At 44.0% G+C, this 15156-nt stretch carries 9 protein-coding genes; all 9 read left to right on the top strand.

Annotation, left to right across the window (positions count from 1 at the left end):
• The first annotated feature begins 1 nt into the window (after window position 1).
• The 9 genes from CDG61_RS15615 (at window position 2) to CDG61_RS15660 (ending at window position 15156) form a co-directional block, all read left to right on the top strand.
• The gene (locus tag CDG61_RS15615) at window positions 2–1621 is read left to right on the top strand and encodes an ABC1 kinase family protein (RefSeq protein WP_087550428.1); all 1620 of its coding nucleotides are present in this window, start codon (window positions 2–4) and stop codon (window positions 1619–1621) included.
• Between the two features lie 561 nt (window positions 1622–2182).
• On the top strand, window positions 2183–3691 hold the full coding sequence (locus CDG61_RS15620) for a hypothetical protein (RefSeq protein ID WP_087550427.1): 1509 nt from the start codon (window positions 2183–2185) through the stop codon (window positions 3689–3691).
• Window positions 3692–3756: 65 nt separating this feature from the next.
• Entirely contained in the window at window positions 3757–4857 is a 1101-nt protein-coding gene (locus tag CDG61_RS15625) for a hypothetical protein (RefSeq protein WP_087550426.1), read from the top strand.
• 114 nt (window positions 4858–4971) lie between these two features.
• A complete protein-coding gene (locus CDG61_RS15630) occupies window positions 4972–6054 on the top strand; it encodes a patatin-like phospholipase family protein (RefSeq protein WP_087550425.1) in 1083 nt (360 codons plus the stop codon).
• Window positions 6055–6398: 344 nt separating this feature from the next.
• Window positions 6399–7670, top strand: a complete 1272-nt coding sequence (locus CDG61_RS15635) for an FAD-dependent oxidoreductase (protein ID WP_087550424.1) — start codon at window positions 6399–6401, stop codon at window positions 7668–7670.
• Between the two features lie 560 nt (window positions 7671–8230).
• Window positions 8231–9022: a bifunctional phosphoribosyl-AMP cyclohydrolase/phosphoribosyl-ATP diphosphatase HisIE gene (hisIE, locus tag CDG61_RS15645; protein ID WP_087550422.1), complete on the top strand. Its 792-nt coding sequence runs from the start codon at window positions 8231–8233 to the stop codon at window positions 9020–9022.
• A gap of 20 nt (window positions 9023–9042) precedes the next feature.
• Window positions 9043–10545, top strand: a complete 1503-nt coding sequence (locus tag CDG61_RS15650; protein ID WP_087550421.1) for a UvrD-helicase domain-containing protein — start codon at window positions 9043–9045, stop codon at window positions 10543–10545.
• Between the two features lie 24 nt (window positions 10546–10569).
• Window positions 10570–11928: an ATP-binding protein gene (locus tag CDG61_RS15655; RefSeq protein ID WP_087550420.1), complete on the top strand. Its 1359-nt coding sequence runs from the start codon at window positions 10570–10572 to the stop codon at window positions 11926–11928.
• A 387-nt stretch (window positions 11929–12315) separates the two neighbouring features.
• The gene (locus CDG61_RS15660; RefSeq protein WP_087550419.1) at window positions 12316–15156 is read left to right on the top strand and encodes a monovalent cation/H+ antiporter subunit A; all 2841 of its coding nucleotides are present in this window, start codon (window positions 12316–12318) and stop codon (window positions 15154–15156) included.

The raw sequence follows: 15156 nt of genomic DNA on the forward strand, positions 1-15156 counted from the left end.
TATGATTCCGCATATTTCCCGATTACTCGAACTGTGGCGCATTGCTGCTCACTATAGACTCGATACATTGGTTCCTGCGGAAGAATTACCTGAAAAAGCTCGCCACGCCTTGTCAATTATTCGCATGCACCCTGCTGCATGGTCAAGCAAAGAGCGTAAAAACCCACTGAAGCTCAAAGAAGCTTTAGAGGAAATGGGACCTCTGGCAATCAAACTGGGGCAATTGCTTTCAACACGCCGTGATCTGATTCCACCTGAAATGTTACAGCAACTGGTTTTACTTCAGGATCGCGTTAAACCTTTCGGTTCAGATGTTGCCAAAACCCGTATTGAAGAATCGCTTAAAGCCAGCATCAACACATTATTCACCCGTTTTGATGATGCACCTCTGGCTGCGGCTTCAATTGCTCAGGTTCATACAGCGGCCTTGCATGATGGTCGTGAAGTCGTGGTGAAAGTCACCCGACCTGATATCCGCAATCAGATTCTGCAGGATTTTGAAATTCTAAGATGGCTAGGCACAAGTTTAGAGAAGCGTCTTGAAGCGGCACGAGCTGTGCATATTTCAGAAATTATCGAGAACTATCGCCAGGTCATTTTAAATGAACTGGATCTGACCTTAGAAGCGGATAATACACGCCGTATGCGCCATTACTTCACAGGCTCAAGCATGATGTATGTGCCTGAAGTGTATATGGACAGCAAAGATGTGATGGTGGCTGAACGCATCACAGGTGTGCCGATTTCAGACATTGAAACCTTTGAAAAACTGGGCATGGATCGCAAAGATCTGGCTGAAAAAGGTTTAACGATTTTCTTTACCCAGGTGTTTCGTGACAACTTTTTCCATGCAGACATGCATCCAGGAAATGTCTTTGTTGAAACGCTGAATCCAAGCAAACCTCGTTATATTGCCCTTGACTGTGCAATTATGGGTGAGTTGTCCAAGTCAGATCAGATGACCGTTGCCCGTATGTTGCTTGCGGTGATGAACAGCGACTTTATGCAGCTGATTCAGATCGTGCATCAGGCAGGCTGGATTCCACCAGGCACAGATCAGGATGCCCTCGCCCGTGAAATGCGCCGCACAGTTGGACCAATGGTGTCTAAACCGATGCACGAACTGGACTTTGCAGGGATTCTGATTCAGGTCATGGATATTGCCCGTCGTTTCCATCTGGAAATTCCGCCACAGCTGATGTTATTACTCAAAACACTGGTACATGTGGAAGGTTTAGGCACAGACCTTTATCCTGATCTGGATATCTGGAGCCTGGCAAAGCCGATTCTGACCGAATGGGTCAAAGCACAGATGAATCCGCAGAAGAATTTAAAAGAATTAGGACAAAAAATCCCTGATCTGCTTTTAGGTGCTCAGGATTTACCAATGCTGATGATTGACAGTTTAAATGGTCTGAAAAATCAGTCCGCATGGCATTCAAAGCAACTGCATGAATTACAGATGATGCGCCTGGAGGTTGAACATCAACAGAAACGCAGCTGGATGTTCGGTTCTATCATGGCGATTTTATTATCCATTGCCATTATTGCGCCGTGGTATATCTCAATTGTGCTGATTGTACTGGCAAGTGTTTTAGCCGTCTGGCGGGTTGCAAAGTAAAGCCACATATTCAAATTAAAAAGAGAGCTCAGGCTCTCTTTTTTTAACTCACAGTAAAATAAATGATACTGAAATCACTTTAGCCAGATATTTTATTATCCTCATAAAAATAAAATTCACATAAATATTAAAAAAATTATTATTCAACCCAAATACAAACCTTTAACACAATAAATAAAAAATACATATCCCTGGTTTTGGTTATATTTAAGTTAAATATAAGACAAGCAACACAAAGATAAATAAAAACCATTATTTATTTTAAAATTTAAATACCTGGTTTTTGGTATTTATTGTTTAATTTCAACAACTAACAATTTACTATTTGCTATAATTTTCACATTTATTGACATTTTTAAAAAATCAAATCGAACAATAAATCCTTTTTAAAAACAATATAATAATTATAACAAAAATTTAAAATAAAAAAATTAATCAAATACAATAAAACAAAAAATTCATTTTTTTAAAATAAAAATAAACCTTACTTTAATAATAATTTTTTTTTGATATAAGTGATTAAAATTATTTAATTACTTTTTTATTGGGGAATAAATCAATATGTCTCGCTATCAAACAATCAAACATTCTGTATTAGCAATCGCTATAGGCTCATTAATCACTGCTTGTGGTGGCGGCGGTGGTGGTGGCAGCTCAAATCCATCAACACCGTTTACACCTAAAACAGTATCCGGGGTCGCTGTTGACTTTTATCTGAATGGTTCAACCGTTACCTTTGATGACTGTAATGGCGTAAGTACTACTACAGGCGCTCAAGGTACTTTCTCTTTCACAACTCTTGCAAACTGTACCAGTTCAGCACTGACAATACGTGGCGGCACAGATATTGTTACTGGTCAGGCTTTTACTGGAACGCTGAAAGTTAAAAAAACAGATCTTCAGAATTTCGCATCAGGCAAACTCGTTGCAAGTCCTCTGACTTCACTTGAATACTACCTGGGCTCAGCAGATTTACAGACGATACTGAACAACCTGGGTATCACCTCTGTCACAGCAGCAAATATCAGCACATTTGATCCAGTAACAGCGGGTACTGCAAAAGAAATGGCAGCCGTTTTTGTATTACAGCAACTGGCAACCCAGATTGAAGACAGTTTACAGGCTGTCAGCAAAGGTGATGGCTCTACAGCACTGACACAGGATGCCGCAACTAAAATTGCATTTGAATCCATTGTCAGTATTCTGAAAAACCAGAATACTGCTCTGTTTAATGCCAACGGTGATCTTCAGACGACTGTCCTTGCAAATATTGTCGACAGTGCAGTCAGCACTGCTGAAACCGTGATTGCAGATCCATCTACAGCAATTGATACCTCTGTAACAGATCAGATTCAGACAAATATCACCACTGTCTCAGATATTATACAAAGTGTTACTGCCAATGGTACAGGTGCAGACCTTCAGTCCGCTTTAGTTGCTGATCAGGCCAAACTCAATGAAATTAAAGAAAACCTGAAAACCCCTGTTTACAGTGATTTTTCCTTAGGTCATTACTCTTTGGCTGACATTAAGTCTTCAACTGCTGCGGCACCACTCAACATTGATCTTGGTGGTCTGCAGGCTGCTCTGTCTGCTAAATTCAAACTGGACAACACCAAGTCAGAATTAACCGACACCATTAAACTTGGCTTTAAAGTTGTTGCAACACGTGGCTCCCTGACTGAAAACATGGATATCAGTATCAGTAATCTACGTATCACCTTCAATACTGCTGGTGACATTATCAGTGCAACAGTACCTAAGGATGCGGTCATCACACTTCAGTCCAGCCTTAAAGGTATACAGCAAACTGAATTTGTCATGCTGAACGATAAGCCTCTTGAAATTCAGGCAGGTGCAGTTTCCCTGTACAGCATCATCAGCAATACCCCAACACTGCAAGGTTATTACAACCAGTACTTTAACCAGTTGGCTGTTGGCGATGTGATTGCAACAACAGCTTATGTACTTCCTATCACCTATGTAATTGATCCGTCACTAGGGCTTGGCACTGGAACATTTGGTGGCTTTACAGGTGCAAGTGTAACGGGTTACTTAAAACTGAACTGATTGTTCTCCAGAGTCAGCCTTAGGGCTGACTTTCCCTCTCCCTCTCCAATTCCCACGCCTTTCTTATGAAACGTTTTGTATTGACTCTGCTGGCAGGTTATACCTGCATGTCTGTATTACAGGCAGCTCCTTCTGATCCATTTCTTTTATCCAGCTTCACTACCGACCAGCAACCCAGACTGCATCTGACAGCCAGTTTGGATGCTGTGAACGATACTATTGATTTTGCGGACTTCAGGCAAAGTGAAGGACTGAGTGACAGCAGTACCGGTGACTATCAGGGCTTCCACCTTGCGGCAAATTATCAGTTCCATCCACAATGGTCTGTAGATGCTGAATACTGGAAAAGAAAAATAGATTTTGCTTCTGACACCAACAATATTGACAGTATGCTGCTCGCTGTTCGCTATAAACCTGAACTGAATCTGAGTAAAAAAAGCAGTCTCTCTTTACGTGCAGGTATATGGGGAAATCAGGCAAATGAGCTGAACAAATCAACGCCAACCCGTATCAATCAGCGTAATTATGAACAGGTTCAGGTCAGTCAGCCTGAAGATATTCAGTTCCAGCTGGATGGTATATTTTCACACAAAATTGATCACATGAACCAGCTGAATCTGTTTGCTGGAAGTGGTTACAGTAAAGTAAAAGTGAACCGTCTCGATATCCAGACTCAGTCCCGTGGCTGCCTGATGAATATCGCCATTCACTCAGATAACCGCTATTACGGACAGCTTGCCCGCCCCTGCCAGATCGATAACATGCTGATGACCAAAATGAATATTTCCGGCAATGCCACTGAATATGGTATTGATATCCAGAAAGACCTCAACTATGAAGCCTGGTTTGCTCATTTTGGAGGATCATGGAGCTGGCGCTACAGAGCATTTGAATCTCAACTGGCTTATCAGTATCAACACCTGTGGCGCAAAGATATAGATGATCGGGTCAGTTCTTTCGGCAGCAGCCCAATCAGCAACAATCATACTTTTGCAGCAAAAATGAGTTATGACTTCAGCCCACAGTTGACCGGATTTTTCCAGGGTGAACTGTACCAGCATAATTTCACAGGGAATATTCCATTTTTATATAATGGCGTCACAGCTTCACGTCTGGACCGTAGATATGGACTGGCATCCCTGGGGATCACTTTTCACGGTTTCTAAACATCTCCTGCTCAGCATCCAGGGTGACTCTCAAGTCACCCACTGACACCTCTCGCCATTGTCCATCACTCCCTCAGCACTAAAATAGCCCTATCCGTTTGAGTGAGTGAACCCATGACCCAGATTCTACAAAAACGCCCGGCTGCATTAAATATCCAGGCCGGCACACTTGCCAGACAACTCATTCAGAACGAAGGACTGCAAGCACATCATGTTGACATCATTCCTGGTGCGGCAGGTGGTCCCAAAGGCATTGGTTTAATGGGTCTGGACCAAGCCATTTTCGGTGATTTTCTGCAACGTGAAAAACAGCGCCGTTACCTGATTGGCTCATCTGTAGGTGCATGGCGTTTTGCAAGTCTTATTGCACAAGGTGAAAAAAAAGGCGCAGAACAACTGGCAGAACTGTATATCAATCTGCCCTTTAATAAAGGCATGAAAATCGCTGATATTGAGAAAATATCACGTGATATGTTACATGGGATATTAGGCGATCAGTCCGAAAAACTGGTCACTCATCCTGATTATCACCTTGCGATTATCGCTGCCAAGGCAGAGCATATTTTCCAGAGTGATCAGAAGCTTGCCTTATACAGCTCACTTTTGGGCATCATTGGCAGTAATGCTGTTTCACGTAATCACCTCAATAAATTTATGCAACGGGTGATCTGTCAGCCTGAACATTTCCCACAGTTTAAAATTCAGGACGATGCCTTTAAAACCCATTATGTCAATTTTAATACCAACAATGTTGCCGACTGGCTCATGGCTTCAGGTTCAATTCCAGGTGTCACCCCGGCGGTGAAAAATATTACCGATGCACCACAAGGCGCATACCGTGATGGCGGTCTGATTGACTATCACATCGACTTGCCTTTCAACAGTAAAGGGATTGTGCTGTACCCACATTTCACCGACAGTATCACCCCTGGCTGGTTCGATAAAATGTTCAAATCCCGCAAAGCCAATCCTGAAAATCAGGCACGGACTTTACTCGTTTCACCGTCTGCGGAATATCTGGAATCATTGCCTTTAGGACGTTTACCTGACCGTAAAGACTTTGTTATGAAAGGCTTATCAGACAGTGAGCGTAAGAAATTATGGCGACAGTCTGTAGCTGAAAGTCAGCGTATGGGTGATGAGTTTCTGGAACTGGTAGAAAAACAGAGTTTTGCAGATGTGATGGTGGATTTATAAATTACTGAAAAGTCCCCTGTGAAGAAGAGATCCATCAGTTAAGCAAAATGACTGGAAAATCCCTGAAACCCCTCCCAGCTCTGAGCCATGTATAGTTCAAGGAGAAAGAGAGGAACCTCCTGTAAGAAATTGATTTTTATTAATCTTACGTAGCTAAGCTACTCATCTCTCTTTAAAAAAAGGTGAGGAACAGTTCCACAGGAAAGATTCAAAAAATATTAACTGATCAGCATGACTCTGTAACATTAGGCTGAACGAGAATTAAAAATTTTCCATACATTTATAACTTGCTTAAGCTGTTTAATTTGCTAAATTTAAAACAATTAAAAATACACATCTGAATAATGATTCAAACAAAAAATCTAAATTTTGCCATCATCGGTGCAGGAACTGCAGGGCTTGCTACGGCAATCCTGTTTGCTCAACAAAATATTCATGTCACCTTATTTGAAAAAGCTGAAAAACTCGAACCTGTCGGTGCAGGCTTATTGCTACAACCCTCAGGACTGGCGGTATTTGAACACTTAGATGTATTGGACGATGCTGTAAAATTGGGTGCAATCGTGACAGGTTTAGAAGGACAACTGCCAAGTGGATCCAAACTGGTGGATAGTCATTATGCTCAGGCACATCCCGATTTTTATGGTCTGGGTATTCACCGAGCGACCCTCTGTCATGTCCTTGAAAATAAATGCCGTGAATATCCTGAGTTGATCACATGGCACATGAATGCTGATATCCAAAGACTTGAAGAAGCTACTGATGAAATTCGAGTGTATGGCACTATCAATGGTGAAACTTTCGAGCAGGCTTTTGATTGTGTGATAGTTGCCAATGGCGCAAGAAGTGAACTCAGACCCAAATCGTGGGTCAAAGTCGATCAAGCTTATCCATGGGGTGCAAAATGGACGATTGTTCCTGAATGTTTAGACTTCAATCCCCAGATCCTGCATCAGTTTTATGATAAATCCAAAATCATGATGGGAATACTGCCAACAGGTGCTGTACCGACTGCCCCTGAGCAACGGCTTTCAAGCATATTCTGGAGTTTACAGACAGATCAACTGGGTCATTTTTTACAGACCAATCAAGCACGTTCAGAATGGTTAAAGGAAGTTTCAAAACGTTGGTCACCCGTTGCTGAATGGCTGGAACAGGTCATTGCCAATCCAGAAGAAAAGCAACAATGGCTTTCGGCAAATTACCGTGATGTGGTGATGTCTAAATTTGGCGAGGGACGCATTGGTGTGATTGGTGATGCAGCGCATGCCATGAGTCCACAACTGGGACAAGGTGCAAATATGGCACTCCTTGATGCATGGGCACTGGGGCAAGCGGTACAGAATGCGAGGCAGAATGAAACCCTGGATTATCCACAGCTTTGGCAGACTTACCATCGACACCGTCAAAGTTCGACTGCTTTTTATCAATTTTTAAGTCGTTTACTCACGCCACTCTATCAATCGGAACATTGGTGGGCGGGCGGATTCCGTGATCTGACCTTTTCATGGATGTATCGCATTCCCTACTTCCGTAAAGAAATGGCGATTACCGTTTCAGGACTAAAATCGGGGATGTTCAGTCAGATGAAGTATGAGGATATTGCTAAAAAGTAAAATTTTATTGTGGATAAAAAATGAATCTAAAACAAATTTTTAAAAATAATTACTGGTCGATAATGGCAGGACATTTAATAAGTAATGTTTGTCTTTTTGGCTTTAACCTCTTATTTTTTATTTTTCAACTGGCTGACTATTTCTACTTTTTTAAAAACCAACTACACCTATTTTCAATACATAGAACGACTTTAACAAGGCTAAGTGAACATCCACACTTTTGGGGAATTATACTCATTGAATTGATTCCGTTCTTACTCACTTTTATCAATCAAGTTTTGCTAAAAAATCATGCTTTATATTTTAGTATTTTACATCGCTTACGAAATTTATTTTATCTGGAATATCGGAATCAGTCTAAGTCTTTTCATAATCGTGTGGGTATATAAAGAATTACGTGAAAATTTAGAACTTAAGCCACGACACTGAAATCATTTTCACCCAACATTGATCAAACATAATGCGGAACTTTCTCGGCAAATCGCTCCAAATCACGTAGACTATAGAGCGCTACGTTGACATAGTAGCGCTCTTAAAACTTATTAACCTGGTGAAATCCTATGAACAATCTGCAATGGCTCGATGAAGTAAAATTTAACGAACAAGGACTTATTCCTGCTATTGCACAGCATCATCAGACTGGACGCATTCTGATGGTGGCATGGATGAACCGTGAAGCGCTACAACTCACTGCTGAAAAAATGCGTGGCGTTTACTTCTCACGTTCACGCAATAAGCTCTGGTTCAAAGGCGAAGAATCCGGACATTTCCAGACCGTTTATGAAATCCGTTTAGACTGTGATGCGGATGTAATCGTGCTGCAGATTGAACAGGAAGGTGGCATTGCCTGCCATACAGGACGTGAATCCTGTTTCTACCGCAAACTCACAGCAAACGGTTGGGAAACTGTCGATGCGCAACTGAAAGACCCAGATTCGATTTATGGCGCAAAAGGCGAGCAGTCCACAAACCCACATACACTGGCGATGAATGCTTCAAATGCTCAGTCTGAACAGGTTGAAGTGCTGGATTACTTAGGCAAAATGATGGCTGAACGTAAAAAAGCTGATCCTGAATCGTCTTATGTTGCCAAGCTGTATCACAAAGGTTTAAACAAAATCCTGGAAAAAATCGGCGAAGAAAGCTTTGAAACCGTGATTGCAGCGAAAGAATACCAGGCGCATGCCAGTGAAGACAATAAAAACGATTTAATCTATGAGGTGGCTGATGTATGGTTCCATACTGTTGTCATGCTCGGTTATTTTGATCTGGATGTTCAGCTTGTACTGAATGAACTGGCACGTCGTCAGGGTCTTTCAGGTCTGGTTGAAAAAGCCAGCCGCAGCCATTAATAAACAGACCGATCAGTTCCATGTCCGGGCAGAATAAACCTAAAGCAACGTATGAGCAGGCAACCGCCATAGACAACGCTCGGCTTGGGAAATCATTCAAAGTCATTGCTTATGCAGGTACCGGAAAAACCACGACTTTACAGATGATCAGTGATGCCATGCCTGAGCGGCGTGGCATGTATCTGGCATTCAACAAAGCCATTGCATCTGAAGCTCAGAATAAATTTCATCGGGGTGTAGACTGCCGTACATTTCACTCCCTGGCATTCCGCAGTGTTCCCCGTGGCGTCACAGATAAACTGCGTTTACCCCGTTTAAGCCCTGGCTTTATGGCAAAGGAATACCGGCTTGAACCTGTAACTTTACGTCGCATGATGGGCGGACGCTATGAAAAATATGTGCTGATGCCCTCGCGTCTTGCCAGCCTGGTCTCCAATGCTGTCAGTTATTTCTGCTCAACCAGTTCACAGTATCCTGCGCCACGGCATTTACAGACACCGAGCTGGTTACATCCCGATGATGTCGAAGCCTTACAGAAACATTTATACCCTGCGATAGAACGTCGCTGGCTTGAATCCATTGATCCAGCTCATCAGGCAGGTATCGGTCATGATATCTATCTGAAATTATGGGCACTGTCGAGTCCGAACATACCAGCAGACTATGTTCTGTTTGATGAAGCCCAGGATGCTGATCCGCTGATGCTGGGAATTTTATTAAGACAGAAAAATACGCAGGTCATTTATGTCGGAGACGCACATCAGCAGATCTATGCCTGGCGTGGTGCTGTCAATGCCATGCAGCAGATGCCCCTGCCTGAATCCCGTCTGACCACATCTTTCCGTTTTGGTGAAGAAATTGCACATAATGCCAATGCCATTCTGGGAGCACTCAACGAAACTGTTCCTCTGATGGGAAATTCCCTGCTGAATTCAAAGGTCGTGAACAAACCCCATACCCGCCTGCGTGATGCTATTTTATGCAGAACCAATGCCCGCGCTATGGAGCTGTTGCTGGCGGGACTGGTGCATGGAGATAAAGTCAGTCTTCAGGCAGATCATGCCCGTCTGAACCGTTTTGTTGATGCTGCAAGTATGCTGAAACAGGGACGCAGAGTGACTGATGTACCTGAACTGGCCTGGTTCAATTCCTGGCATGATGTTCATGAATACTGCGAAACCAATGACGGCAGTGACATTAAACCACTCGTCAAACTGGTGGATGATCATGGAACTGACCCGCTGAAACGGGCACTTGCCAAAATCACTCCGATTGATCAGGCAGATTATATTATTTCCACAGCACATAAAGCGAAAGGACTGGAATGGAACCGTGTCCATATCGAGGACGATTACCAGTTCAAGGTCAATGAACATGACCATAAAATTACAGATGAAGAATTACGGTTACTGTACGTTGCCTGTACACGTGCTAAAGTAAGCTTAAACATTCATCATATTTACGATCTGATTCAACAATTAAAAAAACAGATGCCTGTTTCCCTGCGGACTAAAGCAGGATAACGGTCACTCATCCGCAGGTGCACCATGAAAGTCAAATCCATACAGCTTAAACATATTGGTCACTTTACAGATATACAGATTCCTTTCCGTCTACAGGATACTGCCATTACGGTCATCAGTGGACCGCAAGGCAGTGGGAAATCACTGATCCTGAAACATCTGTATCAGTCACTGACCTGGTTTTCTGCCCGTTACAGAGATCCACGTAATGCAGGTGTTGTGATTTCAGATCAGGATATTCTGCTGAACCGTCTACAGGCAAAAGTGGATATCCAGGTGAAGATTCCTGCCGAAGTTGGGCAGCTTCCCGAATCATCAGATAAAACTTCCGTACTGACTGCCGAATGTCAGTGGCAACTGTATAAAACACTGAACAGTAACGGAACTGGTATCAGCAAAGTTGAAACTCAGCAGCTCGAAGCACTGACCGTGCTGTACCAGCATGCTGTAAAACAGGATCCCTTACAGGGACTCCCCTTGATTGCCTACTATCCTGCAGACAGGTTCATACACGAAATCAATCTGCTCAGTAAAAACAATCCTGCGGTTTTTCAGCTCAGTCATGCCTACGACAATGCCATCATTCCATTCACCACCTTTTCCCGTTTTTTTGAATGGCTACGTGAAGTCAGTGACTGTGAAAATGCACAGACTGCACAGCTACTGCAACAATGGCTCGATGAACAGTCTCAGGCACCAGCCAGCCATTCACAGACTCTGTGGCAGACTCATGCCCAGTTACATGCACCTGGACTTAAAGCTCTGCGTGATGCTTTACAGACTGTATTGCCTGAAATAGAGCAGCTTTATATCCAGTATCATCCAGCTTTGCAGCTGATGGTTCGCTATCAGGGCAAAACCATGCTGTATCAGCAACTGCCAGGCAGTCTGAAAAACTGGATTGCACTGACAGGAGATATTGTCCGTCGGATGTGTCTGCTCAATCCGCTCAGTCTGTATCCGTGTCTGGAGGGTGAAGGTGTGCTGATGATTGATGCTGTAGATAATGGACTGGATGAAACCCACAGCATGGAAATACTGGACAGACTGCATCGGGCATTTCCGCAGTTACAGATTATTGTTTCCTGTTGCCGTCATGAAGTGATCGAGTCTGCTGAGCAGTATCAGTGTTTCCGTATCGAACAGCAGCAGTTACATGAAGTAAACTTCCATCAGTTTTCGAGCGAGTTTCAGCATCTTTACCAGGAAATTATGCAGTCAGCAGAAGTCCCTCTGAGTCTGAATGATCCATCATCCACAGAATCTGACCGGATACAGCAGATTCTTGAACAGATTCAGACTCTGAATCCATCAGAACAGAAACAGCTGCTGATGCTGATTCAGTCTGACGATGACACATCTTCCCATGAGCATCTGCAATAATTCTGCTGACGGATAAATGCTGGAAATACCTATTCTGTAAATCCAGCATTTTCAGAGATAAAATGTATGATTGCTTTTTAATCACACTATGCGTTGATCAGTCAATCCATGCCCAGTCAGACACATGAACCACTGAACAGTGGCGTAGAATAGAACAATGCGCAAAAAAGATTGATGTTGTTTTATTCATGTAATAATATCGAATTAGATTAGCTTTTTCATAGTAAAATCCGATTTACTATGACCTTTTTCAGGTTGCGCAACACAATCTGTATATTTTTAACAAACTCAATGCGGCTTTCAGGATTGAGAAATTTGGATCGTTCCTTGCGGCCCTGTAATCCCTGAAAGATAAGATTCATCCAGGTTTCTGACCTGCTCAAGACAATGGATACGAGCGTGCTGCCAATTATTGTATTGTTACCCTTAGTACTCGGCACAACCCTTGTCTCGTGGCTGAAGCAATTCTCTCGCGGGGTAACGGCTTTCGGAGCGATCGGAGTCAGTCTGACAGTCTTTGCACTGTTACTGACTCAAGCCAACAGTGTTTTCAATGGTGCTGTCATCAGCCAGAGCTGGGAATGGCTCCCTCAGGCAGATATAAATCTCAGCTTTCGCCTGGATGCCCTTGGACTGCTGTTCGCCCTACTGATCAGCGGCATAGGGACGCTGATCTATATTTATGCTTACTATTACCTTAGCCCTAAAAACTCACTCAGCAAATTATACTTTCTGCTCATGCTGTTCATGTCAGCCATGCTGGGAATTTCGCTGTCCAATAATTTAATTATTTTACTTGTGTTCTGGGAACTGACCAGTATTTCCTCTTTTCTGCTGGTCGGATACTGGAGCAATTATGAAGCAGCTCAGCGTGGTTCACGTATAGCGCTGACCATTACAGGTATGGGTGGTCTGGCCATGCTGGGGGGCTTTGTTCTGCTGGGGCAGATCACGGGAACCTATGAAATTGATCAGCTGTTCAGCATGAGCTCGCAGATTCAGCAGCATGCACTGTTTGTGCCTGCACTGTTGCTGATTTTACTGGGTGCTTTTACCAAAAGTGCGCAGTTTCCATTCCATTTCTGGTTACCCAATGCAATGGCAGCACCGACACCGGTTTCTGCCTACCTGCATTCTGCCACCATGGTCAAAGCAGGTATTTTCCTGCTGGCACGCTTACTGCCTATCTTTGCCGGTGCTGCGCTCTATCATAATATTGTGACTTTTACAGGTTTATTTACCCTGTGTATGGCTGCATTTTTTGCCATTTTCAAAGAAGATCTGAAGGGTCTGCTTGCCTATTCCACCATCAGTCATCTGGGGCTGATTGTCTGTCTGCTTGGAATCGGCTCACCGCTGGCCGTTGCAGCAGCTGTTTTCCATATTATCAATCACGCGACATTTAAAGCCGCCCTGTTCATGATTGCAGGTATTGTAGACCATGAATCAGGTACACGGGATCTGCGTAAACTCAGCGGTTTATGGCAGTTATTGCCGTTCACAGCAACCCTGACCATGATCACTGCGGCATCCATGGCAGGTGTTCCACTGACCAATGGCTTCCTGTCCAAAGAAATGTTCTTTACTGAACTGCTGGCAAATCTAAGCGGTCCGGTCATGGTGGTTTCTGCCATTACAGCAACTCTGGCAGGTGTTTTTGCGGTCGCTTATTCTGTCCGACTGGTTCACGGTGTGTTCTTTGATGGTCCAGTCGGCAAAGATGTTCCAAATAAAAATGCACATGAACCGGCTTTCGGCATGCGTGCACCTGCGACTCTGCTGGCTGTTCTGTGTATCCTGGTCGGTATACTGCCTGCCCTGCTGGTGGAAAAAATTGTCAACAGCACCACGCAGGCAAGTACTCAGTCTGCTGTATTTGAGGGAACTCACCTTGCCATCTGGCACGGTTTCAATCTGCCTTTACTCATGAGCCTGATTGCGCTGCTGGGTGGTCTGATTTTCTATTTTTCATTAGCCAAAGGTGGAAAAATCAGAGAGATAGATCTTGATCCTGCTTTAGGTAAATTACAGGGCAAAGTCCTCTTTGATCTGTTCCTGAAACATCTGCTTCTGACGTCCAGAAAAATCAAACGTGCAACCGAAAATGGTTCTCTGCAAAGCTATCTGGTATGGATTGTTGCTTTCAGCATTGTGATTGTAGCCATGCCGCTGTTATCACAGGGACTGACAACTGGAACCCGTGAGCTGACGCATGCCTCAGCCATTGCGATTGTTTTATGGCTGCTACTGTTCTCTGCCTGCTGGATGATGCTGTGGTTCCACCATGAACGGATTAAAGCAGTACTGATCAGTGGTGCTGTCGGACTGGTAGTTACGATGATTTTCGTGACCATGTCAGCACCGGATCTGGCACTGACTCAGATCACAGTTGATGTAGTTACAACGGTTCTTCTGCTGATGAGCCTGTCATTGCTGCCACAGTTAACCCCCTATGAATCCAGCCGTTCAAGACGCTGGCGCGATGCCATCATTGCCATCTCAGCTGGACTGGGTATTGGCTGGATTTCATGGCTGATTATGACCCGTGATCACAGTTCCATTTCATGGTTCTTCATGCAGCAGTCCATTCCTCTGGGCGGTGGTACAAATGTCGTAAATGTGATTCTGGTCGATTTCCGTGGATTCGATACCTTTGGTGAAATTACAGTCCTGGGTATTGCCGCTGTCGGCGTACTGTGCCTGATGGATGGTATGCGTTCACATGGTACGGTCATGACTCAGGGACTGACGTTCCGTTTCAATCCATCTCCACTGATGTTCCGCATGACGGCTTCGTGGGTTCTGCCGCTGGCACTGGTGGTCAGTCTGTATATTTTCCTGCGTGGACACAACCTGCCAGGCGGTGGATTTATTGCTGGGCTGATTACCGCACTGGCATTGATCATTCAGTATATTGCGCTGGGTCAGGATAAAGCAGAACAGTTACTCAAAGCAAAATCCGGACGGCTTTATGAAATCTGGATTGGAACAGGTCTGGTGATTGCAGGCCTGACAGGTCTGGGAGCATGGTTCTGGGGAAGACCGTTCCTGACCAGTGCTCATGTGTACGTCTCACCTCCTGTGATTGGTGAAATGCATCTTGCTTCAGCCGCATTGTTTGACCTGGGGGTCTACATTACTGTGGTCGGTGCAACCATGCTGATGATTTCAATACTGGGCGACTCCCGTCACTCCAGCATGTCTGGCCCATTGCCGAAGGGAGAATAA

The organism is Acinetobacter sp. WCHAc010052 (assembly GCF_002165295.2).
Taxonomy (GTDB): domain Bacteria; phylum Pseudomonadota; class Gammaproteobacteria; order Pseudomonadales; family Moraxellaceae; genus Acinetobacter; species Acinetobacter chinensis.